The sequence below is a fragment of the Streptococcus oralis genome (genome assembly GCF_016127915.1).
GTDB classification, from domain to species: domain Bacteria; phylum Bacillota; class Bacilli; order Lactobacillales; family Streptococcaceae; genus Streptococcus; species Streptococcus oralis_BO.
Map to the genome: position 1 here is coordinate 492835 of NZ_CP066059.1, position 25257 is coordinate 518091.

Here is a 25257-nt window from a genome sequence, read left to right on the forward strand (position 1 = left end):
TTTTTACCTTTTCTCTTTCTGGGATTTTTCTTTCATTCTATTGCGACGAGATTGGAGAAAATCAGCTACAGCAGGCTCTAGCTGGTCTCTAGAAAGAACCTGAACAGTCCTTTCTTTTGACAAGGCCTGAGCGATTTGTTTGCCGTAACGCTTGCTGACGACTCGGCTGTCTAAAAGCACAGCAACCGAACCTTGGTTGGGCCGTCTAACAGTACGACCAAGGGCTTGTTTTAGCCGAATGATCGCCATCGGCAACTGATAATCATAGAAAGGATTTTTCCCTTCTTGACGCAGTTCTTGGTTTAATTTTTTGGTTAAAGGCTCTTGGGGATTTTGGAAAGGCAATCTCGGAATCACTTGGATCACGCAAGGATGGGTTGAAAAATCAACTCCTTCCCAGAAACTACCTGTTCCAAGCAAGATCTGCCGTTCGCCTTTTTCAAAACGTTTTTTCAGTTGGCTTGGCTCCCCATTTTTATACTGAGCCAGATGCGGTTGGTCTAGCAGGTCTGAGACTGCCAGCAACATCTCTTTTGAGGTAAACAAGACCAGTATGGGTTCTTGAAAGGCTTGTAACCTTCGGATAACAGAAGCCACCTCACTAGCATAATCAACAGGTGAAACTTCTGTCACAAGAGGAAAATCATTGACTAGAAAGACTTCTTGTTGCTCCTGTTTTGCTACATCAAGCCTAACAAGTGGAGCATCTGGAAATCCCAATAAATCTGCTAAGGAAACCCGATTGCTGATTTCAAGAGTGGCCGATACTCCTAGGAGTCTACAATCTTCTGGCAATAAATCCGCTAGTATAAAGCGGCCTTTTTTACTTGAACAAATCAAGACATCCCTGCTCGATTTCTCTGCTGTAGCAAGCCAAAATTCACGGTCCGAGGTGAAAAAGTTTGCAATCTCTCTATACTCTGGGAGAGCTAACTCCGAAAAATGCTGGCGCAACTGTTCAAGAGAATCCAACCACTTTCCATTCTTCAGACCTGACTGATAGTGCTCCATCAAGTAACGACATTCAAAGCCGATACTCTCAAGCAAACGTTTCTGAACCAAATCTTCCTCTGACTCCAAGGACTTTTCAATTTGAGTTACAAGTTCCTCAAGGCGGTAAGCCTGCTGGGCTAGATTTTCAAGGGCTAGCAGCATTTTTTGAGCTTCATCCAAGATCACCAAACGGTTGTCGACAAACTCTGGATTGTCTTCCAAACGAGTGACCAGATAGGCATGATTAGTCAAGAGAACGCGACTGGTCTTGGCCTTTTCCTGCCCTCGTTTCCAAAAATCCTCTGTAGCAAATAAACTTTTCTTTGAAAGCTTGCCATCGTGGACTAGTTCTGGCAGAAAATGCTGGTAGCGATAAAGCTGCCCGATTTCGTCCAAGTCACCTGTCTCTGTCTCTGTTAGCCAGATGAGCAGTTGCATTTTAAAGCGTGTGAAGAGGCGATTGGACTCCGGTCGATGGAGGACTTGGTGAAAAGCATCCAATTTCAAGTAATTTTGAGGCCCCTTGAGACTATGAATCTCCATATGGAAGACCTCTTTTAAGCGCTGACCTTCTTCTTGCATGATTTGATTTTGAAGAATTTTGGTCGGAACACTCACTAGGATACCTGCTTGACTCTCCAAGTTCAAAGCAGGGAGGAGATAACCATAAGTCTTGCCCAGTCCCGTTTGAGCTTGGATAAAGGAAGTCTGGTGTTCTTCCAATAATTGCTCAATCTTCTCCGCAAATTCCAGCTGTTGTGGACGCTCCTCCAGCCCCAATAAAGAAATGTTTTTAGCAAAGTCTTTGGATAACTTTCGTGGGACTAAGGCTTTGCTTTCCTTTCTGAGGAAAAGCCCATGAAGCTCCATCAAGTCTGGCGAAGATAAGAGAGATTGTTGCTGATAGACCTCCTCAATCACCAGATAACTTTCATAGAGAAGGTTGTCTGCAAGTTTTAGCAAGCTTTCTAAGAGCCCTTTTGGTAACTCAAATAGTTTTTGACGCATGTAGAGCAAGAGTTCAGCTGTTGCCTGAGCATCTGACAGAGCAGTATGGGCATGTTCCAGCTCAATGCCCAACTCTTGACAAAGGATACCTAAGTTATACTTTTCAAACTGAGGATATAGAACTTGGGCAAGCTCAACTGTATCCACCCGCGGTGTACGCAATTCATATCCTTCAAAAAAGAGAAATTCTGCAAGAAGGTTGGCATCAAACTGTACATTGTGCGCAACAAAAATACCGTCCTTAACCAATTCAAAAATTTTTCCAGCCACCTGAGAAAACTCTGGTGCCGCAGCCAAACGCTGATCGGTCAGACCTGTTAATTCTTTGATATGAGAATCCAAGGGTTCGTGAGGATTGACATCAGTCGCATACTGATCGATGATTTCACCATTCTCAATCACCACAATGCCTACTTGAATAATTTTTGCCTTGCTTCCAGTGCTGGTCGCCTCTAAATCAACGACCACATACCGATGATCATTTCTCGCATTCATCATTAAAAATTATATCAAAAAAAGCATGATTTGACACCCCTCAACTTTGATAACAATCTCACTTTCCTTGTGAGTTTGAGTAAAAACCCAGACCTTAAAAGTGAGAATTTCACGCAAGTTCAGCAGTTGGTTCCTGGTTCTGAGGTATTTAAAAACCTTATCAACAAAGCTACATCAACATAAAAAGGCAACCAAGATATTAGCTGCCTTTTTGAGATATTTTTTTCATTGTTTTTGGGAGTAGCTTGCTAATCTCTGTTGGCAAAACAAGGTAGTTTTCTTGAGCTAGTTCTTGCGCGATAGCTGAATGAAGATAGGTCACTACCACCACTCTTTCATAGAGGCTGACTTGGTGAAACTGACCTGCAAAACCTGCAATCATCCCAGCCAGAGTATCTCCCATCCCACCTGTTGCTTGATAGGGACCTCCAACCTCTAACTGATAATATTCAGACTGACCAGCTTGCCAGATACGAGTTGCTGGACCCTTCTCAACTAGAATCGTTCCTTGAGGAAAAGTAGAAAGAGCCCTAGCAGTCGTCTCTTTATTTTGATGGTCAAGAACTATACCAGATAATCTTTCCCATTCCTTTTGGTGGGGAGTTAGAATGAGCTGACTAGATGGGAATGGCAAATGAGCTTTTGCTAAGATGCCCAAAGCACCGCCGTCTGCAATCAAAATCTGGTCTTTTCTAAGGCTGTCACAGACCCGTTTTACAAGTTCTTCTCCGAATGCATTCTCTCGCAAACCCGGACCTAACAAGACAACTTCTGCCTTCTCCAACTGCTCTTTTAACAATTGCTGGTCTTGAAGAGAAAAAGCCATGGCCTCAGGTAAATGACTGTGCAAAGCCGGAATATTCTCCTTATCCGTACCAACAGTCACCAACCCTGCCCCACTTTTAACAGCTGCAATGGCTGACATGATGATAGCTCCCCCATAAGGATAGGTCCCTCCTAGTAAGAGCAGGTGACCGTAATCTCCCTTATGACTGTGACGAGAACGTTCCATAATGACTTTTTCTAGTAAAGTTCGATCAATCACTTTCATCGTTTTTTCCTCTCACTCCATTATACTACAAAAGGAGGGCAAACCTCCTTCTACACTATTTTCCCTTAAATTCCGCAAAGGTCTGTAATATTTTAGCTGCTACTGCTGGAGAAGGTTCTCCTTTTAGCTCTAACGTTTCATCTGCATATGGAGTAAGGCCTGCAAAATCTCCTATCTGGACAGAATAGAGCGACGTTTTAAACAGTTCAATATCGTTTTGGTCATTTCCAAAAGCGATGAAGTTCTCCCCACATAATTTTTCAACAGTTGTTGCCTTATGAGTATCCAAGGGATTAACATAAAGGCACTTTTCATGCGCATGATAGGAGAGATGAGCCTGTCCTAGTCTTTCTAGCTGATCAAGCAGATCATCAAGCAAATCCTCGTGGTCACCCATATAAACGACTACCTTAATCGGAGTCCCCAAGTCCTCGAGTTTCTGATGACGAGCCACCTTTAGGGGATCCACACTGGAGAAAAATGGAATCTTCTCCACAATCTGACCGCTATAGTCAAAGCAATCATCTGCAAAGAAAGGGAGATTATAAGTCTGACAATAATCCACTAGCGCCTGATAAACTCTAGCATCGAGATTCCTTTCGAAAACAGTCTTCCCTAGATGATAGGCTACGCCACCATTCAACCCTATAACCAAGCGCTGACTGAGTTCAGGACCTAATAAACCCAAACAATCCCGATAAGAGCGGGCTGAGGCAAACACAAGCTCATGCCCATAATCTTCAGCCTTTAACAGAACCTGCTTAATCTCCTCATCTATGGTCATGTAGTCAAAAGACAGTGTCCCATCCAGATCAAATACGAATTTCATCTTCCTAGTCCTTGTTTAGTGTTCGAAGCGCTGCCTGATAGGTTTGCTCCATCAGCATGGTAATGGTCATAGGTCCAACTCCACCCGGTACAGGTGTGATATGGCTGGCAAGTGGTGCAACAGCATCATAGTCAACATCTCCACAAAGCTTGCCATTTTCATCGCGGTTCATCCCAACGTCAATGACAACCGCTCCTGGTTTGACAAAGTCAGCAGTCACAAACTTAGCGCGACCGATTGCAACCACAAGAATATCTGCCTTAGCAGCCACCTTGGCAAGATGATGGGTGCGTGAGTGGGTCAAGGTCACAGTCGCATTTTTAGCCAAAAGAAGCTGAGCCATGGGCTTTCCAACAATGTTTGAGCGACCGATAACAACCGCATTTTTACCTTCTAGATCAATCCCATACTCATGAAACATTTCCATAATTCCTGCAGGTGTCGAAGGAATCATAACTGGGTGACCAGACCAGAGGCGACCCATGTTTAGCGGGTGGAAACCATCCACATCTTTTTCGGGGTCAATAGCTAACAAAACTGCCTCTTCATCAATATGTTTTGGTAGGGGCAACTGGACCAAAATTCCATGCCAAGCTGGATCTTGGTTGTATTTGGCAATCAAGTCTAACAATTCCGGTTGGGTAATGGTCTCTGGAACTCGTACTACTTCACTACGGAATCCAGCAGCGAGAGCTGACCGTTCCTTGTTACGAACGTAGACTTGGCTGGCGGGATTGTCCCCCACCAAAATCACCACCAATCCTGGAACTAGACCTGTTTCTTCTTTTAGTTTGGCCGTCTTTTCAGCCAACTGTCCTTGTAACTTAGCTGCAAGAGCCTTCCCATCGATAATCTGTGCCATATCTCTTCTCTTTTCTATCAGATATCCTCTATTATAACAAAAAACGCCTTGTCATTCTAACATTTCTTGACTAATGGACCTTATAGTCAAAAACTATAAGAAAAAGCCCTTATCGAGCTTTTTTACCTGTTTATATTAGGCGAATCTGTCATGCTTTCTTTTTGACTTTTGGAGCCGGTAAGACTTCATACATATCCTTGATTAATCTCATCAGAACTGACTTATCTTCAATGTCTTCTATCAAAATCATCTCCTTGGCTCCTTCATAAGGACGTTCAAGCCTAGTCTGTCCCAGTTGATCCATGACTACCTTCACAGACTTCAGTAACAAACGATTATCATAGATTCCCCCAATAATCTTCCCACGATAATAAAGGATATACTCTCCCATCATTGGACGATAACTCATCTCCTCTAGCTCTGATAGCTGTTCGAGAATAAAATCTAAATATTCTTTACTGGAAGCCATGATGCCTACTCCATTTCTTCTAAAAATGAGGTCTTACAAAACCTTACTCAAAAATTCCTTGGTCCGTTGTTCTTTTGTTTGATTGAAAATCTCCTCTGGCGTTCCATCTTCGACAACAACTCCATCCGCCATAAAGATAACACGGTCTGCTACCTCACGCGCAAAGCCCATTTCATGCGTCACAATCACCATGGTCATCCCTGACTTGGCAAGGTCTTGCATAACAGCTAGAACTTCTCCAACCATCTCAGGGTCTAGGGCTGAAGTCGGCTCATCAAAGAGCAGAACATCTGGCTCCATTGCTAGTCCACGTGCAATGGCAATCCGTTGCTGCTGACCACCTGACAAACTCTGAGGATAGGCCGTTGCCTTATCTGGCAAGCCAACTTTTTCTAACAGTTCCTGTGCTCTTTTCTCCGCAACTTCCTTGCTTTCACCTTTGGTTTTAATTGGTGACAAAGTGATATTTTCCATCACTGTCATATTGGGAAAGAGGTTGAATTGTTGGAATACCATGCCCATCTTTTCACGCATAGCAAAAAGGTCATTTTTCTTATCAGTGATATCAACTCCTTCAAAGATAACCTTACCTTTACTTGCTTCTTCAAGGAGATTCATCGAACGAAGGAGGGTTGATTTCCCGCTCCCTGACGGACCGATAATGACCACAACTTCTCCTCGTTTAATCTCAAGGTTGATGCCTTTTAAAACTTCATTTTTCCCAAAAGACTTATGTAGTTCTTCAATTTTAATCAAGGTTTCTGTCATTATTTCTTGTCTCCTTGTCCAATATGTTTTTCAAATGCTTTCAACGCCACTGTCAAAACAGAGGTCATAATCAAATAGTAAAAGGCTGCAAATAAAAGTGGAGTCAATGGTAAATAAGTTGTTGTTGCTACTGTCGTTGCACCATTCCACAACTCCATCACCCCAATTGCCGACAAGAGGGAACTATCCTTGATAATGGTGATAAATTCATTTCCCAGAGCTGGAAGAATATTCTTGATAGCTTGTGGCAAAATGACATAACGCATGGCATTTTTCGGACGAATACCTAGAGAATATGCGGCCTCTAACTGTCCTTTAGGAACCGCATTGATCCCCGCACGAACAGTTTCTGAAACGTAAGCTCCACTATTCATAGAAATAATCAGAATACCAGGAATCAGACGAGAAAGATCAACTCCTAAAATTCCCACTTGGATAGTCGGAGCGTTGATATGCATAAGGGCAAAAGCAATCATTATTTGAACCATCATTGGCGTTCCACGGAAAATCCAAACATATACATTTGCAAACCAAACGAGCGGTTTAAAGCGTGAACGTTGGGCAAAGGCCAGTAACACACCTATAATGGTCCCTAAGCAGACAACAAGGATGGAAATCAATACGGTAATCAGAGCACCATAGTTAAAATACGGTAAATACTTTGGTAAAAAAGAAAAATTCATATTCAATCAACTTTCTATGTATTGGATTGTATGATTATAACATTAATTGAATTAAAATGCAATCCTTTTTCCCCTAATTTTAACAATTAACTTGATAGAATAGAGAAATAGAGAGAAATCACAGTTTTTTTCTAGTCAACTACCTCTTGTTTATGGTAAAATAGAAACGATAAGAAATGGAGGAGAATCAAAATGGAATCACATTTGGTTAGAATCATTAACCGCTTAGAAGCAATGACAAAAGATGGTGGAAATCTAAAACGTAATTTTGAACGTGAAGGTGTTGTTGTCGCAGAAGTTGCATACAGTCACGACGAAGAAAACGGATCACTCTTCACCCTTCGTGATGTAGAGGCTCGTGAAACTTATACCTTTGATAGCATTGATTTGATTGCAATGGAGATCTACGAACTCCTTTACTAATATAAAAACAGCGGGCAGTAAGGCCCGATGAATGAGAATCCTTTTTGTCACCACAAATGGGATTTTTTCTTACCTTCAATGTCGCTTAATTCTCCATAAATCCTTCTTTTAAAAACGATCACTTCCCAATCTTTTTACTTGCTTTACACCTTAATCATGCTATAATGAAAGTATAAAACTTTGACTATTCTTGACCTTTTTCTTAGGCCGAGAATAAGAATGAAATGAGGTAGATGTATGCTCTGTCAAAACTGTAAAATAAACGACTCAACAATTCATCTGTATACCAACATCAATGGACAGCAAAAGCAAATTGATCTCTGTCAAAATTGCTATAAAATTATCAAAACAGATCCAAATAATACCCTCTTTAAAGGAATGACTGACTTAAATAATCATGACTTTGATCCTTTTGGTGACTTTTTCAATGATTTGAACAATTTCAAACCTTCTTCTAATAACGTCCCTCCAACTCAATCTGGTGGGGGATATGGAGGAAACGGTGGTTATGGACCTCAAAACCGAGGCCCGCTTCAAACACCACCTAGCCAAGAAAGAGGACTCCTAGAGGAATATGGTATCAATATTACTGAGATTGCTCGTCGGGGAGATATTGACCCTGTTATAGGTCGAGATGAGGAGATTATCCGCGTTATCGAAATCCTCAACCGTCGAACCAAGAACAATCCTGTCCTTATCGGAGAGCCAGGTGTTGGTAAAACAGCCGTTGTTGAAGGTCTAGCTCAGAAGATTGTCGACGGCGATGTTCCCCACAAACTCCAAGGCAAGCAGGTCATCCGTCTGGATGTGGTTAGTCTAGTTCAAGGAACAGGTATCCGAGGCCAATTTGAAGAACGTATGCAAAAGCTCATGGAAGAAATTCGCAAACGCGAGGACATCATCCTCTTTATCGACGAAATCCATGAAATTGTTGGTGCAGGATCTGCTGGCGATGGCAATATGGATGCAGGAAATATCCTCAAACCAGCCCTTGCCCGTGGTGAATTGCAACTGGTCGGTGCCACTACTCTCAATGAATACCGCATCATTGAAAAAGATGCTGCTCTAGAGCGCCGTATGCAACCTGTCAAGGTAGATGAACCAACTGTCGAAGAAACCATTATCATCCTTAAAGGGGTTCAAAAGAAATACGAAGACTACCATCACGTCAAGTATACTGATGCTGCCATCGAAGCTGCTGCAAATCTTTCCAACCGCTATATCCAAGACCGCTTCTTGCCAGACAAGGCTATTGACCTGTTGGACGAAGCTGGTTCAAAGATGAATCTGACGCTGAACTTTGTTGATCCTAAAGTGATTGATCAGCGCTTGATTGAGGCTGAAAATCTCAAGGCTCAAGCTACACGAGAGGAAGATTTTGAAAAGGCTGCTTATTTCCGCGATCAGATTGCCAAGTACAAGGAAATGCAGAAAAACAAGGTGACCGATCAGGATACTCCTATCATCAGTGAGAAAACCATCGAACATATCATTGAGCAGAAAACCAATATTCCTGTTGGGGAACTCAAAGAAAAAGAACAGTCTCAGCTTATCCATCTAGCAGACGACCTCAAAGCTCATGTCATTGGTCAAGATGAAGCTGTCGATAAGATTGCTAAGGCCATCCGTCGTAATCGTGTTGGACTTGGAACTCCTAACCGCCCAATCGGAAGCTTCCTCTTTGTCGGACCAACTGGTGTCGGTAAGACAGAACTTTCCAAACAACTAGCCATTGAGCTCTTTGGTTCTGCTGACAGCATGATTCGCTTTGACATGAGTGAATACATGGAAAAACACAGCGTGGCTAAATTAGTCGGAGCCCCTCCAGGTTATGTCGGCTACGACGAAGCTGGTCAGTTAACGGAAAAAGTTCGTCGCAATCCCTACTCTCTCATCCTTCTCGATGAAGTCGAAAAAGCCCATCCAGATGTGATGCACATGTTCCTTCAAGTCTTGGATGATGGTCGTTTGACTGATGGGCAAGGACGTACAGTTAGCTTCAAGGATGCCATCATTATCATGACCTCAAATGCAGGTACGGGTAAGGCCGAAGCTAGCGTTGGTTTTGGGGCAGCTCGTGAAGGTCGAACCAACTCTGTTCTCGGTGAACTCGGCAACTTCTTTAGTCCAGAGTTTATGAACCGTTTTGATGGCATCATCGAATTTAAACCTCTCAGCAAGGACAACCTTCTCCAAATCGTCGAACTCATGCTAGCGGATGTCAACAAACGCCTCTCTAGTAACAATATCCACCTCGATGTGACAGACAAGGTCAAGGAAAAGTTGGTTGACTTGGGATATGATCCAAAAATGGGAGCACGGCCACTCCGTCGCACCATTCAAGACCATATCGAGGATGCCATCACTGACTTCTACCTTGAAAATCCAAGCGAAAAAGACCTCAAGGCAGTCATGACAAGCAATGGCAATATTCAAATCAAATCTGCCAAAAAAACTGAGAAAACAGAAGAGATTGCTTCTGAAAGAGAAGAATAAACCTCATAAAAAGAACAGGAAACAAGATTTCCTGTTCTTTTTTTAATTCTCTTCTTGAACTTGATAGCGAAGAATTGTTTTTAATTTGCTTGGCTCCGTTCGATGAAGGTTAGTGAGATAAATTTCTCGGTGGACTTCCGAAGTTCTTTTGAGCTTATGAAGTTGACAAAAATGCTCCATCTCTGCAAAAGTCTCATTTTCAGTATCAAAAGGTCCTACATGAAGCATAGCAAGGCTTTGGCCTTCTTCTATCTTTTCAAAACGAACAGCCTCATAAAGAAGATTTGGCTTCTTGATTTTGACCTCGTTCAGAGCTACCTCAAATAGTTCTCTCGTAATAAAATCGGGTTGCCCAATCATAATGCTATAAGAAAGCTCACTTTTTACCAGTTCTCCCTCCTTCTCCTTTTTCCATACACCTTCTAAAGGAAAGACAGTAAAATCAGTGTAAACCTCATCCAGAGGAGCTTTTTTATACTTCATCTTTATCGCATAGGCTAAGGCATATAAGGCCCCTACTCGTTCTGAAAAATCTTCTTGATTTGGATCACCTTTACCATCAATCACGATATAGGATTGACCTGGTACCTGCAGGATGCTGGGCCTAGCTTTCACTTGATAAAGATCTTTTGCTTCTTTTCTCCATTCGTATTTCATTTGGTTCTTCTCCTTTCTATCTCTAGTATAGCACCAAAACCCTGACATCTTTTGTCAAGGTTTGTAAAGTTTTTGGATTTTTTCTAATCTAGAAAGCAATTCCTTCTTCAGATGATTGGGGGCGAGTATTTCTACCCCATCTAGATAAGACAGGAGGTAAGTATACAGACTTTCATGCTCTGGTAGGACTGTCTTGACATAATAACACCCATCTTTCCCCAAGCTAATCTCATCTTCTGAAAAATCTTCATAAACCCGGAAAGCAAGCTTGGGACTAAACTTCAAGGAAACTTTGATTTGATGTGCCACTTGATCTGAACCATCAACCCAATCCTCCACATTTTTCTGCTTCACAGTTTCAGTTGTTAGGTGATATTTCCTAATTCTAGACAATTTGAAAAAACGCCACTCTTCCTTCAAACAACAGTAGGCATGAAGGTACCAATCTCTCTTTTTAAATACGAGTTTAAAGGGCTCGACTGTACGAATCGTTTTCTGACCACACCCACCTAGATAAGTAATCACCAGTTGCCTTTTCTCTAGAATAGCATATTTGATGTTATCAAATAATTCTTTTTGACCTTCTCGCTTCCTCCAGTCAGTCAAGTCTACCTCTATCCAAGGGCTGGGAGAAACTTGAAAAATAGATTCCAACTTTTCAAGTAACAGATCTTGCTTGTCATTTGTCAGAGCTCGAATCCCTTGCAAAGCTGATAGAAGTTCTAATTTTTCATCCTCAGAAACTAGAGTGCGATCCAGAACAAAGTCTTTCAATAAAAAGATCCCGCCCGCCTTTCCAGGTATCGAATACAGAGGAATCCCTGCCATACTCAACCGCTCAATATCGCGATAAATCGTTCGTACAGATACTTCAAATAATCGGGCTAATTCAGGAGCCGTTGTACTGCCTTTTTCTAAAAGTAGGTATAGGATACGAAATAGTCTTGATTCTGCCATAAAATCACCTCTCTTTTATTATACCAGTTATAGTGCTAGGGTTGGAAAGTTTAACTAGACAAATATTGATCCAGACAAACTAGCTTTTTCTGCACAAGTTCGTTGGTTTATTCTTGACAGCTAGCCCCTCGTCCATTATGATAATAATAAAGATACTAGAGAATGAGGAAAATGCAATGGCAAACCCAACTTTTGGTGATAAAAAAGAGAATGTGACCTACCAGCCCCGCTATGGTGTGTACGCAGTTATTCCTGATGCGGAGAAAAAACAAATTGTCCTAGTTCAAGCTCCCAATGGTGCTTGGTTCTTGCCAGGTGGAGAGATTGAAGCAGGCGAAGACCATCAAGAAGCTCTGAAGAGAGAACTAATCGAAGAACTTGGCTTTACAGCTGAAATCGGAACTTATTATGGGCAAGCTGATGAGTATTTCTACTCTCGCCACCGTGATAGCTACTACTACAATCCAGCTTATCTCTATGAAGCTACTTCTTTCCAAGAAGTACAAAAACCATTAGAAGATTTTAATCATATTGCTTGGTTCCCTATTGATGAAGCAATTGAAAAACTCAAACGTGGTAGCCATAAATGGGGAATAGAAGCTTGGAAAATCCAACATGAAATTGACTAAAATACACGATTTTATCCAAAAAGTGCTATAATAGAGTTAGAAAATCGGAGGAACTGTTATGAAGCTTATCAATACGACAAACTCACACTCGCAACTTGTTAAAAGCCAATTAGAAAGCACAGACGCAACTCTTGTCGAGGTCTATTCTGCTGGAAACACAGATGTGGTTTTCACACAAGCCCCGCTTCACTATGAAATCCTCATTTCCAACAAACACCGTGCTATTCGTGAACCTGAAATTGAAACCATCCAAGACTTCTTCTTAAAGCGTAAAATCGGCAAAGGAAGCATTGACGAAGCCAATATCAAGACCCTCTATTCGGATAAATTGATTGAGATTTCAATCCCTATAAAATAGGAAGACCAGCCAAAAGCTGGTTTTCTTTTGCAAAAAAGATTGGTAGTGCACAGCTACCAATCTTTTAGTTTTATTTCACCGCTTCTTTCAAAGCATCTACCTTGTCCAAACGTTCCCATGGAAGGTCAATATCTGTACGTCCCATGTGTCCATAAGCCGCTGTTTGACGGTAAATTGGACGTTTGAGGTCTAGCATTTGGATAATTCCTGCAGGGCGAAGGTCGAAGATTTGACGCGCTGCTTTTTCAAGCTTGCTTTCAGCTACTGTTCCTGTACCAAAAGTATCGATACGAACAGAAACAGGCTGTGCCACCCCAATAGCATAAGCCAATTGCACTTCTGCCTTCTTAGCAAGACCTGCTGCAACAATATTCTTAGCAATGTAGCGAGCCGCATAAGAGGCTGAACGGTCCACCTTCGTCGCATCCTTACCAGAGAAGGCACCACCACCATGGCGAGAGTAGCCACCATAGGTATCCACGATAATCTTACGACCAGTCAAACCTGAGTCTCCTTGAGGTCCACCGATTACAAAGCGACCAGTTGGATTGATGAAGAATTTTGTCTGTTCATCCAAGTAAGAAGCCGGAATAACCTCTTTGATAACCTTGTTAATCACATCGTTGTGAATTTGTTCATTGCTAACTTCCGGGTCGTGCTGAGTTGAAATAACGACTGTATCCACACGTACTGGACGATCATTTTCATCATACTCAACCGTAACTTGTGATTTAGCATCTGGACGAAGATAGCTGATTTCACCAGACTTACGAAGTTCTGCCAAACGACGAACCAACCTGTGGCTGAGTGAGATTGGCAATGGCATGAGTTCTTCTGTCTCATCCACCGCAAATCCAAACATAAGACCTTGGTCACCAGCACCAATCAAGTCCAGCGGATCTTGATCTACATTCCCACGAACCTCCAAGGCTTCGTTAACACCTTGGGCGATATCTGGTGACTGCTCAACAAGTGACGGATGAACTCCCACCGTCTCCGCAGAAAAACCATACTCTGTATTGGTATAACCAATCTCTGCAATGGTATCACGAACCACTCGGTTAATATCTACATAAGCATGTGTAGAAATTTCACCAAAAACATGGACCGAACCTGTGTATACAGCTGTCTCGGCAGCAACGTGCGCATCTGGATCTTTAGCTAAAATAGCATCCAAAATCGCATCTGAAATTTGGTCTGCAATCTTATCTGGATGCCCCTCAGATACAGATTCAGACGTGAATAATTTACGTTCTGACATAAAAATGTCCCCCCTTAAAAAATATTGTTATAGAGTTACAAAGTACTGATAGGTATTTCTATCGTCTAAGAGTTACGACGCGAAAGAAATAAAAACGATACTTTTTTATTTCTGAAGCTAGTAAGGCGCATAGGGTGATCGCGTTATAGCGGCAACCGTAGAAGGACGAGCGACTTTGGAGCCGTCATTCTTTGCGAGTTACAAAGTACTGATAGAAATTTCTACCATCTTATCGGGACTATATAACCTTATCATTATACCACTTTTTGCTATTTTTTGCATTCTTTTCGATAATTTATAAAACAAAGTTACAAAAAGGAGCCATTCAGCTCCAATTTTGTTTTTAAAATGTTTGGCGTTTGGCTTTTCGCTCTGCACGGCCACGTGCGCGATTTTCAGCACGCTTGGTTTTGCGACGTTTTTCATCCACTGCCCATTGAATCTTCTTCTTATAGCCTGGTTTGACTTTTTTCTTTTTCTTTTTAACCAAGCCAATCATTTCAATATCAAGCTTATCCTGCTTCTTTTCACGATTAGCACGACGATCACGGTCATAGGTATCTTGAAACTCTCCATCTTTAACCATTTTCGGAGAAAACTTAATTCCTAATTTCTCCAACTCACGGATATCCGAGTCATCACTTGGTTGATAAAGGGTAATAGCTGTACCTGGTAGACCGTTTCGTCCGGTTCGACCAACACGGTGCACAAAGAAGGACAAGTCTTGCGGAATGGCGTCATTGATCACATGGCTGACACCTTCAATGTCAATTCCACGCGCTGCCAAATCCGTTGCGACAATGTACTCAAAATCAAGGTTCTTCACCTGATTCATGATCCGCTTGCGTTCACGAGGAGCAATATCTCCATGAATCTTAGCCACCTTCAATCCTTGAGCAGTCAAGTAGGCATGTAACTCATCAGCACGCGTTTTGGTGTTAACAAAAATCATTGCCAAATAAGGCTGCATCAACTGAGTCAGCTGGTAAATTTGAGCATTCTTGTCGCGGCCCTTGGTCGAAATCAACCAATTATCGATCGTATCTGAGATAACTGTTTTAGTCTTGATTTTTTCCATGACAGGATTTGACAAGTATTTTTTCAAGAACGGTTGCAATTTTTGTGGAATAGTTGCTGAAAAAACCATGAATTGCAAGTCTTTTGGAAGGCTTCCTGCAATCTTATCAACAGTTTCCAAGAATCCCATATCCAAGGTCATATCGGCTTCATCGATAACAAAGGTCTTAGCCTTGTGAATAGCCAAATCACCAGATTTGACCAAATCATAGATACGACCTGGAGTCCCGATGACAATGTGGGGCTGGCTACTCGCTAATTTATCAATCTGACGCGCCTTATCCGTCCCCCCCACATAATTAACCACACGGACTTCAACATCTGAGTGGGCCGCAATCTGACGTGCTGCTTGATAGATTTGAGTAGCTAACTCACGACTTGGAGCAGTAATGACTGCTTGCACACTATCGCTAGTTTCATCTAATTGCTGGAAAATGGGTAACAAGAAAGTATGAGTCTTTCCTGAACCAGTTTTTGACTCGCCCACCAAATCACGACCTGCCAGTACAATAGGAATTAATTTTTCTTGTACCTCTGTTGGAGTCGTAAACTTTAACTCCTCCAAGGCTTCTACTATATAATTTTTAAATTGAAATTTCTTAAATGACATACTATCCTCGATTCTATCCTTTCAATTATACCATATTTTATCCTATTGCAGTAGTCCCATTTGAGTCTCAGTCCTGTAGTAAAGATTCGAATAGATTAAAAGGTTGGAACCTCTGATTCCAACCTCTTTCATTATTTCCAGGTCAATACAGCATTCAAACCATAGTGATCACTGACTTGTGGACTATTTTGTCCATCAAAAACTACTTGTAAACTCTCTACTTCTAACTCTTTGGTCGTAAAGACGTAGTCGATTCGTAATGGCTCGGTATTGCCTTTCCAACCATCAATTTCTGGTGGAACGGTGTAGCTACCACTTCTTTCTTTCGCAACTTCAAACGCGTCTTGCAATCCTAATGGGCTAGCTAAAATCGCTTGATAGCCTTCCTGACCAGCTGGATTATTAAAATCACCTGCTAAAATCAGAGGTTTGTTCAACTCTTTTAGTACAGCCTCAAATCGTGCCCATTCTTCTTGGAAACCTTTATCCCACCAAGAGAGATGAACGCTTGCAAGAGCAAGTTCCTTGCCTTCAACCTCTGTCTCAGCCAAGGCAACACGGCGAGTATGGTAGTCCGTTGGATCATCTACATCTGATACTAAAATCTCACGCGCCTTAATAGGTGTTTTGGATAAGATTGCTACGCCTTCATGGTAGCGGTCATATCCAATATGATTGTAAGCCCAAGTCCAGTAGTAGTTTTTCCCTTTCTCAGCCAATTTTTCAACCAGAAGTCGGACATAGTGATCCTGATGAATGGGTTCTGCTGATGGTAAAGCTTGATAGTGAGTGTTAACCTCTCCCTCAGGCGAAGTCATTTCTTGATTGATCTCTTGGAAACAAATCAAATCATAGTCCTTATCAAGAATGTCTTGGAGTAAGATTTGGAATTTTTCCTCCGCTTCCTTCTCCATCCAACTGTGGGTATTGAGTGTTAGAAATTTCATGCTTTTCTCCTAAAACAAGAGGTTGGAAAACAGCTTCCAACCCCAAGTATATTACAATTCTACTTTAGCAACTGCTGTTTTAGCTGCAAGAGAACCTGTTTGTTCTAATTTAACTGATTTGAGGACATCACCATTTGTGAAGACAACCACTGTTGATGTTTTGCGTCCTGCTTCTCGAATAGCATCCAAGTCAGCTGTGACAAGAAGATCACCAGCAACCACTTTTTGTCCTTCAGAGACATGAACAGTAAATGGTTTTCCTTCAAGACTTACTGTATCCAAACCAATATGAACAAGCACTTCAAGACCTGAGTCAGTGACAAGACCAAGAGCGTGTTTTGTTGGGAAGATACTTGATACAGTACCAGTAACTGGAGATACAATGTTGCCATTTGCTGGCTCTACTGCAAATCCATCACCCATCATTTTTTGAGCAAAAACTGGATCTTCCACTTGTTCCAAGGCAACAACTTGACCGTCAGCTACTGAGTAAATATCCTCAGTTACACCCTTGTAATGTACAGTATTTTGTTGAGTTTCTGTCATTTGACTTGGAAGAGTTTCAGGAATTACTTCACCTGAGTCAAGGATATCTTGGATATCAGATTTCAATACGTCAGCTTTTGGTCCGTAGATAGCTTGAACACCTTGTCCTTTCATGACAAGACCCATAGCTCCTTCTGCTTTCCATTGTTCCTCAGTACCAACGCGATCTGCATCTTTAACAGTTACACGAAGACGAGTCATACATGCATCCACATCTACGATATTTGCACGACCACCAAGAAGGTTAATGATATTTACGGCTTGAGAAGCTGCTGCAACTTTTGGAGTTCCAGGAGCTGCTTCTTCTGATGCTCCTTCAGCAGTTTCGTAGTTTCCGTTACGTCCTGGAGTTGCGTAGTTGAATTTCTTGATCATGAAGTTGGCAATGAAGTACATGATAACCGCAAAGAGAACAGTTACCCAGATAAAGTTAACGATATCCATACCAATACCAGCATTAATTGCCAATGGTGTACGAGTCAAGAATTCAATTGAACCGAATGAGTGGACACGAAGGTGAACAATATCTGCCATAGCAAAGGCAGCACCTTGAACTACTGCATAAACAAGGTAAAGAGGCGTTGCGATGAACATGAACATATACTCAATAGGTTCAGTAACCCCTGTCAAGAATGTTGCAAGAGCTGTCGCAATCATCATACCCTTGTATTGGTGTTTCTTGTCAGCATCAACATTGCGGTAGATAGCAACGATGATACCCATCAAGATACCAAATGAACCAATCATTTGTCCAACTTTGAAACGAGCTGGAGTGACTGTTGTAAGAAGGTGTTGGTATTGGTCAGCATTTGAACCCTTAAGGTTAACAAGGTCAGTTACCCATGCAAGCCAAAGTGGATCTTGACCAAATACTTGTGTTCCTTTTGCTGCACCAGTTAACACTTCGTATGTTCCACCAAGAGCTGTGTAGTTCATTGGGATTGTCAACATGTGGTGAAGACCGAATGGCAAAAGCAAACGTTCCAAAGTACCATACAAGAATGGTGCAAGAACTGGAGCAGTTTCTTGTGAGTTGGCAATCCAAATACCGAAGTTGTTGATACCTGTTTGAACTACTGGCCAAAAGGCAGCAAGTAAAATTGCAGCAATAGTTGAACGAAGAATAACGACGAATGGTACGAAACGTTTACCATTGAAGAATGAAAGGGCATCAGGAAGTTTACGGAAGTTGTAGTATTTGTTATAAGCTGTTGCCCCAACAAAACCAGAGATAATCCCTACGAAAACCCCCATGTTAAGCGCTGGTGCCTCAAGAACGCTGATAAAGTAGTCAGCAACCTTGATTGAACCACCAAAGAAAGTAGTAACCATTGCTTCAGGGTTTTTCAACATATCGCCTGTAACACCAAAGATAGCACCTGTAATACGGTTAATCAAGATAAAGGCAAGTCCGGCTGCAAATGCACCACCTGCACGTTCTTTTGCCCAGCTTCCCCCAATAGCAAGGGCAAACAAGATATGAAGGTTACCGATAACCCCCCAACCAATTTGCTCAAGGATTCCACCTGTAATCACTAGAGGAGCAAGGTTTGGGTCGATCATCACGATTGATTTACCGATTGAGATCATCAATCCCGCCGCTGGCATAACGGCGATAACCACCATTAAAGCCTTACCGAATTTTTGCCAAAATTCGAAAGACAAGACATTTTTGAATGTAGCTTTCATCATTCAAATCTCCTTTATTTTATTTAGGCAAACGTTTTACGAAAACGTTTGCATTTGGTTATGTATTAATTATACCACTTTTATTTTTTTTGTAAAGGCTTTTATAAAAAAATTGTCTATTTTTTCAATTTTTAAAAAGGAAAAAGAGAAGTTTACGAAAACTTCTCTTTTAAAAATGTATTATTTTTCTGATTTGTACTGCAATTTGCATTTAAACCCTACTAGATCTTCAAGAATCGACGCATCGAAATTCCTGAACCAATTGAACCGATGAAAATTCCGATTATAAATAGTAGGACTGTCATCAGAGGGATAAACACATCAGGTGTAATCATTGACAAGTTTTGACCTACCAAGGATTTATTGACAGATTGATAAACCATATTGTAAACAAAGAATACAAGGACAGAAGGAATCGCTGCACCAAGCAAGCCAATAAAAGCACCTTCTAGCAAGAATGGACCACGGATATAGCCATTTCTCGCTCCTACAAGACGCATGATCTGAATCTCACGACTACGTGAAATAATGGTGATACGAATGGTGTTGGAAATGAGGAAGACTGCGATAAAAATCAAGAGCCCTGCGATAACCAATCCCCAAACACGGATAAAGGAAGCCAGTTCGAAAAGTCGTTGAGTGTTGGCTCCACCGTCTTGAACCTCTGATACTCCCTCAATTTTCTTAGCTTCTTCGGCTACTGTTTTAACATCACTCGGAGAATTTGTATCAACGATATAAGCATCATAGAGAGGGTTTGCATCCCCTTCAAAGACCTTCCAATCGTCACCCATTGTTTCCGTCAGTTTTTCATACTGTTCTTCTTTACTTGAGAAGGTAACACTCTTAACAGCAGGCATAGCTTTCAAGGCATCATAGACCTTGTGGTAGTCATTATTGGTAACTGTCTGACCTTCTTTTTCAATCGTTTCACTGTTATCAGCTACATCCTTACGAATGTAAACCATGACCCGAACATTATTTTCAATATCGGTAGCCAGTTTTGCTGTATTAAAAATTACAGATGCAAACAGGGCAACGAGTGTTAAGGTAATCATAACCGAACTCACTGCTGCTACTGTCATCCAGCCATTTCGTTTTAAACTTTTTAATGATTCAAATAAATGGCGAAAAAATCTACTAATCATCGTATCCATATTCTCCTTTAGCTTCGTCACGAACGACACGGCCATTTTCAATGGCAATGACACGGTGGCGCAAGGTATTTACAATCTGGCTATTGTGAGTCGCCATCAAGACAGTAGTACCTTGGAGATTGATGCGTTCCAACAGATTCATAATTTCCCATGAGTTATCAGGGTCCAAGTTTCCTGTTGGTTCATCGGCAATCAATACTTTAGGATTGTTGACAATCGCACGAGCAATAGCAATCCGTTGCTGTTCTCCACCTGAGAGTTCATTCGGGAAAGAACGAACCTTATGTTTCAAACCAACCAGGTCCAATACTTCCATAACACGTTTTTTGATGTTGCGACGGCTCTCACCGATTACTTCCATTGCATAGGCAATATTCTCATAAACGGTCTTCTTAGGCAAAAGTTTGTAATCCTGGAAGACTACCCCAACACTACGACGTAGCAGTGGGACATCTTTCTTCTTAATTTTAACTAAATTAAAGCCTGCAACTGTTAGGCTTCCTTTTTCGATCTTTACTTCTCGGTATAAAGCTCGAATAAAGGTTGACTTACCTGCACCAGAAGGTCCTACGATATAGGCAAACTCTCCTGGTTCAATGGTGACAGAGACACCACGCAGGGCAGTCGTTCCATTGTCATACTTTTTGACAACATCTCTCATTTCAATGATTGACATATGAGTTCCTTTCTATCTTAGCTGATTCGCCACTTGAGGTAGGCATCGATGAAACCATCAAGGTCTCCATCCATGACCTTATCTACCTGAGCAACTTCAAAGCTTGTACGGTGATCTTTTACCATGGTATAAGGCGTGAAAACATATGAACGGATTTGACTTCCCCAAGTGATTTCTTTTTTCTCACCTTTAAGAGAATCGACTTCCGCAGCTTTCTTTTCTTGCTCCATTTGATAAAGCTTAGCCTGCAACATCTTCATGGCACGATCTCTATTTCCATACTGGGTACGATCGACCGTTGATTGGACGACAGTTCCTGTAGGAATGTGTGTCAAACGCACACCTGTTGAAACCTTATTGACATTTTGTCCACCAGCACCACCTGAACGGAAGGTATCCATTTTGATATCATCTTCACGAATCTCCACTTCGATGGTATCATCCAACTCAGGCATAACCTCTACGGATGTAAATGAAGTATGGCGACGTTTGGCAGAGTCAAATGGCGAAATACGGACCAAACGGTGAACACCCATTTCTGATTTAAGTAGACCGTATGCATTGGGTCCTTCAAAAGACAAGGTCACAGATTTGATACCCGCTTCATCACCAGCCTGGTAATCCAATACTTCTACTTTAAAGCCTTTGGCATTTCCATAACGAGTATACATACGAAGCAACATATCGCCCCAGTCCTGTGCCTCAGTACCACCAGATCCTGGATGGATTTCCAAGATTGCATTATTATGGTCATAAGGTTCTGACAAGAGAAGGGTCATCTCGTAGCTGGTCATCATCTTATCCAGTTCTGTCAACTGTTCGACCAGTTCATCATGGACTGACTCGTCTTCTGCTAAAAAGTCCAATAAAATCTCAACTTCATCCTGCAACTCTTCCATTTTACGGAAGGTGTTGTAGGTGTTTTTTAATTCATTCAATTCTTGCGACGTTTTTTGGGCCGCGATATTATCGTTCCAAAAATCAGGTTCTGTCATCTTGTTTTCCAAGATGGCAATCTCTTCCTCTAAGCCTTCGAGGTCAAAGAGACCCCCTAAAAGAAGCTAATTTTTCACGATTTGCGTCAATTTTTTGACGAATTTCTGAAATGTCCATAGATACTCCTTTTCATATCGTTTTATTATACCATAATCTCTCATTTCTTTCCATATTTTGCTTTTCACCGCTTTTGATGGCAGAAGAAAAGAGGCTCTAAGGCCTCTTGTTTAAAGGACTTTAGCAGAGGTATGAGTGATCTCCTCCACTTGAATTCCTTCTTTTTCAAACTTATCCTTTAATGAAGTCAAATCGATTTTTCCATCAATTTGAACTTCGATGACGACCTTGCCATCCTTACGTGGAATGTTGACAGTATGGGAAATATTTAAATCCTCTTCTACAATTAGAGCTACAATTTTCCCCAGTACTCCGACTTCATTTTCTGTAATGAAACGAACACGAATCCCCTCTTCTCCGTATCCGGCGATTTCCAAGAAAGCCTGAAAAACATCGCGATCTGTAATGACACCGTAGACCTGATGATTGTCTACGACTGGTAATATCCCAATTTTATTTTTCAGCATCAGGTAGGTCGCATCTTCTAGACTAGCATAGCCAGAAACCGTCACGACATCTCGAATCATTACATCTTTTACTTTGGTTTTATTCAGAAGATAATTCATCTCATAGATAGAGAGACTGGTTGCTTTAGATGGGCTGGCTTCCGCAACGGTTCCTTCTGTTACCAATCCGACTAATTGATCGTTTTCGATAACAGGTAAACGGTGCAAACCTTGCTCGCGCATCAAATCTGCTGCGTGTGCTACAGTCGTATCTGGACTGATATAAACTACCTTACGGGTCATGAAATCTTTAACTGCCATGAGACTTCTCCTTCTATATTGCTACTTTTATTATACACTTTCTTAGAAAATCTATCAAACGCTTTCATCTCTTTTTCAAGATTTTGAATAATCTGAGTCTTTTACAAAAAAGAGCTCTAATCCAGAGCTCTATATGTGCAAGTTAGCAAACATTATTTAGATTTCTTTCAGTTGTTAAGGATACTAGCAACTAGTATTGAAAACCTATTATCATCTCCATCCGCAACCTAAACTAGGCTCCCAGACTAGAGGAGAATTTCTTGCGCAATCCTTATCTGACGACTAAAACAATCCACTGGATTGTTTTAGCCACCTAGATATGCTTTTCTGACTTCATCTGATGCTGCGAGTTCTTTTCCTGTTCCTGATAGGACAATCTTTCCTGTTTCAAGTACATAACCACGGTCAGAGATAGCAAGAGCCTTGTTAGCGTTCTGTTCAATTAGGAGAACCGTTGTTCCTTGCTTCTGAATATCTTGAATGATATCAAAAATTTCTTGGATAAAGATTGGGGCAAGTCCCATTGACGGCTCATCCAAGAGAAGGAGCTTAGGTGTAGACATGAGAGCACGTCCCATAGCCAACATCTGCTGTTCACCACCTGAAAGAGTTGCCGCATCTTGGTTTTTGCGTTCTTCCAGACGAGGGAAACGTGAAAAGACTTTTTTCAAGTTAGCTTGATTTTCTTCACGATTTTTCTTTAAAAAGGCTCCCATTTCTAAGTTTTCCATAACAGTCAAACCTGGGAAAACATGGCGTCCCTCAGGAACTTGTGAAAGGCCACCTGCCACAATTTTTTGCGCTGGCAACTTTTGAATTTCTTTTCCTAAAAACTGAATTTTACCAGCACTTGGACGAACCAAACCTGAAAGGGTACGAAGAATGGTTGTTTTACCAGCACCATTGGCACCAATCAAGGAAACAACTTCACCTTCATTAACCTCGAAACTTACATCACGAACTGCTTGGATCATACCGTAATGTACAGAGAGGTTTTCAACTTTTAACATAGACATTAGGCCTCACCTCCTAGATAAGCTTCGATAACGCGTTTGTTGTTCTTGATCTCATCCGGAGTCCCATGAGCAATCAACCGACCATATTCAAGAACATAGATACGCTCAGTGACTTCCATAACCAAATTCATGTCGTGTTCGATGAGCATGATAGTAATTTTAAATTCATCTTTGATACGACGAATCAATTCTGTCAATTCAGCTGTTTCTTGAGGATTCATCCCAGCTGCAGGTTCATCCAAAAAGAGAATTTTAGGTTCAGTTGCTAGAGCACGAACGATTTCTAATCGACGTTGTTGACCATAGGCTAGATTCTTCGCAAGAGTATCTGCGTCGCCATCCAAATCAAAAATCTTCAGCAAGTCCAAAGCTTTGCTTTTTAATTCTTCCTCATTCTTATAAAAAGCTGGTAGGCGAAGGAAGCTCGCAAGGACATGTTGTTTATGATGATTGCTAAATGCAATCAAAACATTTTCCAAAACTGTCAAGTCCTTGAACAAACGAATATTTTGGAAAGTACGACTGAGACCAAGTGAGGCAATCTTATAGGGAGTTTTCCCATTTAGGAGGTGACCATCTAGTGTCACAGTACCTTCGCTTGGTTCATAAACGCCGGTCAAGAGATTGAAAAGGGTTGTTTTACCAGCCCCGTTTGGTCCAATCAGACCAACCAACTCTCCCTCGTTCAATTCAAGAGTGACATCTCCAACAGCTGTTAGACCGCCAAAATGTTTGGTTAACTGTTTAACTTCAAGTAATGCCATTAATTTTGTCCCTCCTTCTTAGATTTTTTAAAGAAACGTGATAGACTCAATTCCCATGTCCCAAGAAGTCCACCTGGTCTGAAAATCATCACCAATACAAGAGCCAAGGCGTAGATGATCATACGTACGCTAGCTACATCTTGAAGGAGCATATTTAAAATTCCTAAAACAATCGCTGAAACGATGGTACCAGTAATCGATCCAAGTCCACCAAATACAACGATAATCAACACATTGATGGAATTAATAAAGGTGTAATCTTTTGGCACAACAGATCCGATAAAACCGGCCTGAAGTGAACCAGCAATACTTGCTGTAATGGCACCAAAGACAAAAGCGATAATTTTGATCTTTGTAGTGTTTACCCCAACGGACTCTGCAGCAATTTCATCCTCACGAACAGATAGAGTAGAGCGTCCAATTGGACTACGTAAGAAGTTGAGGGTTGCAATAGTTGTGATCACTACAAAAAGATACACCATTTGCCAGTTGGTAAAGTTTGGAATACCCAAGATACCAGCGGCACCGTTGGTCAAACTACCACCATTAATGATAAAGATACGAATGATTTCTGAAACACCTAGTGTCGCAACAGCCAGATAGTCACCCTTCAAACGGAGTGTTGGAATCCCAACGAGCAAAGCGACTGCACCAGAAATCAAGGCGCCCAAGACCATTGCTCCAAAGAAGGCACCATAAGTTGGTGATTTTGAACCAATAATCGCTGCTGCATAAGCCCCAATCGCCATAAAACCCGCATGACCGAGTGAGAATTGTCCTGAAAAACCAACGATTAAGTTCAGACCTACTGCAAGGATGATATTAATCCCAATTTGTTCTAAAATTTGGACATGGAATAGATTGAGAACACCAGCAGAAACCAGTACACCAATCAATCCATAACCCGCTAACAGAAGGAATAACCAGAGAATATTTACTTTAAGATTTGTCTTCAT

At 41.5% G+C, this 25257-nt stretch carries 24 protein-coding genes; 4 read left to right on the forward strand and 20 right to left on the reverse strand.

What is annotated here, in order from left to right:
• Positions 1-3: 3 nt before the first annotated feature.
• From I6H78_RS02365 to I6H78_RS02395, 7 genes are all read right to left on the reverse strand, one after another.
• The gene (locus I6H78_RS02365) at positions 4-2499 is read right to left on the reverse strand and encodes a bifunctional DnaQ family exonuclease/ATP-dependent helicase (protein WP_198459824.1); all 2496 of its coding nucleotides are present in this window, start codon (positions 2497-2499) and stop codon (positions 4-6) included.
• A 196-nt stretch (positions 2500-2695) separates the two neighbouring features.
• Positions 2696-3547 (reverse strand): NAD(P)H-hydrate dehydratase, encoded by an 852-nt coding sequence (locus I6H78_RS02370; RefSeq protein WP_198459825.1) that lies wholly within the window; start codon positions 3545-3547, stop codon positions 2696-2698.
• A gap of 55 nt (positions 3548-3602) precedes the next feature.
• On the reverse strand, positions 3603-4376 hold the full coding sequence (locus tag I6H78_RS02375; protein ID WP_198459826.1) for an HAD hydrolase family protein: 774 nt from the start codon (positions 4374-4376) through the stop codon (positions 3603-3605).
• 4 nt (positions 4377-4380) lie between these two features.
• On the reverse strand, positions 4381-5238 hold the full coding sequence (locus tag I6H78_RS02380) for a bifunctional methylenetetrahydrofolate dehydrogenase/methenyltetrahydrofolate cyclohydrolase (RefSeq protein WP_198459827.1): 858 nt from the start codon (positions 5236-5238) through the stop codon (positions 4381-4383).
• A gap of 148 nt (positions 5239-5386) precedes the next feature.
• Entirely contained in the window at positions 5387-5707 is a 321-nt protein-coding gene (locus I6H78_RS02385) for a TfoX/Sxy family protein (protein ID WP_198459828.1), read from the reverse strand.
• A gap of 33 nt (positions 5708-5740) precedes the next feature.
• Positions 5741-6475: an amino acid ABC transporter ATP-binding protein gene (locus I6H78_RS02390; RefSeq protein WP_000140926.1), complete on the reverse strand. Its 735-nt coding sequence runs from the start codon at positions 6473-6475 to the stop codon at positions 5741-5743.
• A complete protein-coding gene (locus tag I6H78_RS02395; RefSeq protein WP_001011622.1) occupies positions 6475-7158 on the reverse strand; it encodes an amino acid ABC transporter permease in 684 nt (227 codons plus the stop codon). The genes I6H78_RS02390 and I6H78_RS02395 overlap by 1 nt, the downstream gene beginning before the upstream one ends.
• A gap of 192 nt (positions 7159-7350) precedes the next feature.
• On the opposite strand from I6H78_RS02395, the gene I6H78_RS02400 reads away from it, so the two are divergent.
• Together I6H78_RS02400 and I6H78_RS02405 are read left to right on the forward strand one after the other, a co-directional pair.
• Positions 7351-7581: a DUF1797 family protein gene (locus I6H78_RS02400; protein ID WP_000443577.1), complete on the forward strand. Its 231-nt coding sequence runs from the start codon at positions 7351-7353 to the stop codon at positions 7579-7581.
• Positions 7582-7818: 237 nt separating this feature from the next.
• A complete protein-coding gene (locus I6H78_RS02405) occupies positions 7819-10077 on the forward strand; it encodes an ATP-dependent Clp protease ATP-binding subunit (protein WP_198459829.1) in 2259 nt (752 codons plus the stop codon).
• 42 nt (positions 10078-10119) lie between these two features.
• On the opposite strand, the gene I6H78_RS02410 is transcribed toward I6H78_RS02405, so the two are convergent.
• Both I6H78_RS02410 and I6H78_RS02415 read right to left on the reverse strand, forming a co-directional pair.
• The gene (locus I6H78_RS02410; protein WP_198459830.1) at positions 10120-10734 is read right to left on the reverse strand and encodes a GyrI-like domain-containing protein; all 615 of its coding nucleotides are present in this window, start codon (positions 10732-10734) and stop codon (positions 10120-10122) included.
• A gap of 54 nt (positions 10735-10788) precedes the next feature.
• Complete coding sequence (locus tag I6H78_RS02415) at positions 10789-11691, reverse strand: helix-turn-helix transcriptional regulator (protein ID WP_198459831.1); 903 nt, start codon at positions 11689-11691, stop codon at positions 10789-10791.
• A 176-nt stretch (positions 11692-11867) separates the two neighbouring features.
• Here I6H78_RS02415 and I6H78_RS02420 point away from each other — a divergent pair, with 176 nt between their 5' ends.
• Both I6H78_RS02420 and I6H78_RS02425 read left to right on the forward strand, forming a co-directional pair.
• On the forward strand, positions 11868-12320 hold the full coding sequence (locus I6H78_RS02420; protein ID WP_198459832.1) for an NUDIX hydrolase: 453 nt from the start codon (positions 11868-11870) through the stop codon (positions 12318-12320).
• A 58-nt stretch (positions 12321-12378) separates the two neighbouring features.
• Positions 12379-12678 (forward strand): DUF1827 family protein, encoded by a 300-nt coding sequence (locus tag I6H78_RS02425; RefSeq protein ID WP_198459833.1) that lies wholly within the window; start codon positions 12379-12381, stop codon positions 12676-12678.
• A gap of 70 nt (positions 12679-12748) precedes the next feature.
• On the opposite strand, the gene metK is transcribed toward I6H78_RS02425, so the two are convergent.
• The 11 genes from metK to I6H78_RS02480 form a co-directional block, all read right to left on the reverse strand.
• The gene (gene metK / locus I6H78_RS02430) at positions 12749-13939 is read right to left on the reverse strand and encodes a methionine adenosyltransferase (RefSeq protein ID WP_198459834.1); all 1191 of its coding nucleotides are present in this window, start codon (positions 13937-13939) and stop codon (positions 12749-12751) included.
• A gap of 343 nt (positions 13940-14282) precedes the next feature.
• Positions 14283-15626: a DEAD/DEAH box helicase gene (locus I6H78_RS02435; protein WP_198459835.1), complete on the reverse strand. Its 1344-nt coding sequence runs from the start codon at positions 15624-15626 to the stop codon at positions 14283-14285.
• Between the two features lie 131 nt (positions 15627-15757).
• Positions 15758-16573, reverse strand: a complete 816-nt coding sequence (locus tag I6H78_RS02440) for an endonuclease/exonuclease/phosphatase family protein (protein ID WP_084849431.1) — start codon at positions 16571-16573, stop codon at positions 15758-15760.
• A 51-nt stretch (positions 16574-16624) separates the two neighbouring features.
• Complete coding sequence (locus tag I6H78_RS02445) at positions 16625-18811, reverse strand: PTS transporter subunit IIBC (RefSeq protein ID WP_198459836.1); 2187 nt, start codon at positions 18809-18811, stop codon at positions 16625-16627.
• A 218-nt stretch (positions 18812-19029) separates the two neighbouring features.
• The gene (gene ftsX, locus I6H78_RS02450; RefSeq protein ID WP_198459837.1) at positions 19030-19956 is read right to left on the reverse strand and encodes a permease-like cell division protein FtsX; all 927 of its coding nucleotides are present in this window, start codon (positions 19954-19956) and stop codon (positions 19030-19032) included.
• Positions 19949-20641, reverse strand: a complete 693-nt coding sequence (gene ftsE / locus I6H78_RS02455) for a cell division ATP-binding protein FtsE (protein WP_000022275.1) — start codon at positions 20639-20641, stop codon at positions 19949-19951. The genes ftsX and ftsE overlap by 8 nt, the downstream gene beginning before the upstream one ends.
• A gap of 17 nt (positions 20642-20658) precedes the next feature.
• Positions 20659-21754 (reverse strand): peptide chain release factor 2 gene (gene prfB / locus I6H78_RS02460; protein ID WP_096753628.1). Its coding sequence is split into 2 segments (ribosomal slippage): positions 20659-21681 and positions 21683-21754, totalling 1095 coding nucleotides; the frame shifts between segments, so codons are not numbered across the junction.
• A gap of 110 nt (positions 21755-21864) precedes the next feature.
• Positions 21865-22521, reverse strand: coding sequence for a CBS domain-containing protein (locus I6H78_RS02465; RefSeq protein WP_198459838.1), 657 nt, complete (start codon positions 22519-22521; stop codon positions 21865-21867).
• 305 nt (positions 22522-22826) lie between these two features.
• Positions 22827-23537: an ABC transporter ATP-binding protein gene (locus I6H78_RS02470; RefSeq protein ID WP_000062207.1), complete on the reverse strand. Its 711-nt coding sequence runs from the start codon at positions 23535-23537 to the stop codon at positions 22827-22829.
• Complete coding sequence (locus tag I6H78_RS02475) at positions 23537-24301, reverse strand: ABC transporter ATP-binding protein (RefSeq protein ID WP_001186014.1); 765 nt, start codon at positions 24299-24301, stop codon at positions 23537-23539. The genes I6H78_RS02470 and I6H78_RS02475 overlap by 1 nt, the downstream gene beginning before the upstream one ends.
• Complete coding sequence (locus I6H78_RS02480) at positions 24301-25257, reverse strand: branched-chain amino acid ABC transporter permease (protein ID WP_061852739.1); 957 nt, start codon at positions 25255-25257, stop codon at positions 24301-24303. Before I6H78_RS02480 ends, I6H78_RS02475 begins: the two co-directional genes overlap by 1 nt.

What these genes read in the sequence shown, in the direction of transcription:
- I6H78_RS02365 (WP_198459824.1), bottom strand. Translation starts at nt 2,499, where the DNA reads ATGATGAATGCGAGAAATGATCATCGGTATGTGGTCGTTGATTTAGAG.
- I6H78_RS02370 (WP_198459825.1), bottom strand. Translation starts at nt 3,547, where the DNA reads ATGAAAGTGATTGATCGAACTTTACTAGAAAAAGTCATTATGGAACGT.
- I6H78_RS02375 (WP_198459826.1), bottom strand. Translation starts at nt 4,376, where the DNA reads ATGAAATTCGTATTTGATCTGGATGGGACACTGTCTTTTGACTACATG.
- I6H78_RS02380 (WP_198459827.1), bottom strand. Translation starts at nt 5,238, where the DNA reads ATGGCACAGATTATCGATGGGAAGGCTCTTGCAGCTAAGTTACAAGGA.
- I6H78_RS02385 (WP_198459828.1), bottom strand. Translation starts at nt 5,707, where the DNA reads ATGGCTTCCAGTAAAGAATATTTAGATTTTATTCTCGAACAGCTATCA.
- I6H78_RS02390 (WP_000140926.1), bottom strand. Translation starts at nt 6,475, where the DNA reads ATGACAGAAACCTTGATTAAAATTGAAGAACTACATAAGTCTTTTGGG.
- I6H78_RS02395 (WP_001011622.1), bottom strand. Translation starts at nt 7,158, where the DNA reads ATGAATTTTTCTTTTTTACCAAAGTATTTACCGTATTTTAACTATGGT.
- I6H78_RS02400 (WP_000443577.1), top strand. Translation starts at nt 7,351, where the DNA reads ATGGAATCACATTTGGTTAGAATCATTAACCGCTTAGAAGCAATGACA.
- I6H78_RS02405 (WP_198459829.1), top strand. Translation starts at nt 7,819, where the DNA reads ATGCTCTGTCAAAACTGTAAAATAAACGACTCAACAATTCATCTGTAT.
- I6H78_RS02410 (WP_198459830.1), bottom strand. Translation starts at nt 10,734, where the DNA reads ATGAAATACGAATGGAGAAAAGAAGCAAAAGATCTTTATCAAGTGAAA.
- I6H78_RS02415 (WP_198459831.1), bottom strand. Translation starts at nt 11,691, where the DNA reads ATGGCAGAATCAAGACTATTTCGTATCCTATACCTACTTTTAGAAAAA.
- I6H78_RS02420 (WP_198459832.1), top strand. Translation starts at nt 11,868, where the DNA reads ATGGCAAACCCAACTTTTGGTGATAAAAAAGAGAATGTGACCTACCAG.
- I6H78_RS02425 (WP_198459833.1), top strand. Translation starts at nt 12,379, where the DNA reads ATGAAGCTTATCAATACGACAAACTCACACTCGCAACTTGTTAAAAGC.
- metK (WP_198459834.1), bottom strand. Translation starts at nt 13,939, where the DNA reads ATGTCAGAACGTAAATTATTCACGTCTGAATCTGTATCTGAGGGGCAT.
- I6H78_RS02435 (WP_198459835.1), bottom strand. Translation starts at nt 15,626, where the DNA reads ATGTCATTTAAGAAATTTCAATTTAAAAATTATATAGTAGAAGCCTTG.
- I6H78_RS02440 (WP_084849431.1), bottom strand. Translation starts at nt 16,573, where the DNA reads ATGAAATTTCTAACACTCAATACCCACAGTTGGATGGAGAAGGAAGCG.
- I6H78_RS02445 (WP_198459836.1), bottom strand. Translation starts at nt 18,811, where the DNA reads ATGATGAAAGCTACATTCAAAAATGTCTTGTCTTTCGAATTTTGGCAA.
- ftsX (WP_198459837.1), bottom strand. Translation starts at nt 19,956, where the DNA reads ATGATTAGTAGATTTTTTCGCCATTTATTTGAATCATTAAAAAGTTTA.
- ftsE (WP_000022275.1), bottom strand. Translation starts at nt 20,641, where the DNA reads ATGTCAATCATTGAAATGAGAGATGTTGTCAAAAAGTATGACAATGGA.
- I6H78_RS02465 (WP_198459838.1), bottom strand. Translation starts at nt 22,521, where the DNA reads ATGGCAGTTAAAGATTTCATGACCCGTAAGGTAGTTTATATCAGTCCA.
- I6H78_RS02470 (WP_000062207.1), bottom strand. Translation starts at nt 23,537, where the DNA reads ATGTCTATGTTAAAAGTTGAAAACCTCTCTGTACATTACGGTATGATC.
- I6H78_RS02475 (WP_001186014.1), bottom strand. Translation starts at nt 24,301, where the DNA reads ATGGCATTACTTGAAGTTAAACAGTTAACCAAACATTTTGGCGGTCTA.
- I6H78_RS02480 (WP_061852739.1), bottom strand. Translation starts at nt 25,257, where the DNA reads ATGAAGACAAATCTTAAAGTAAATATTCTCTGGTTATTCCTTCTGTTA.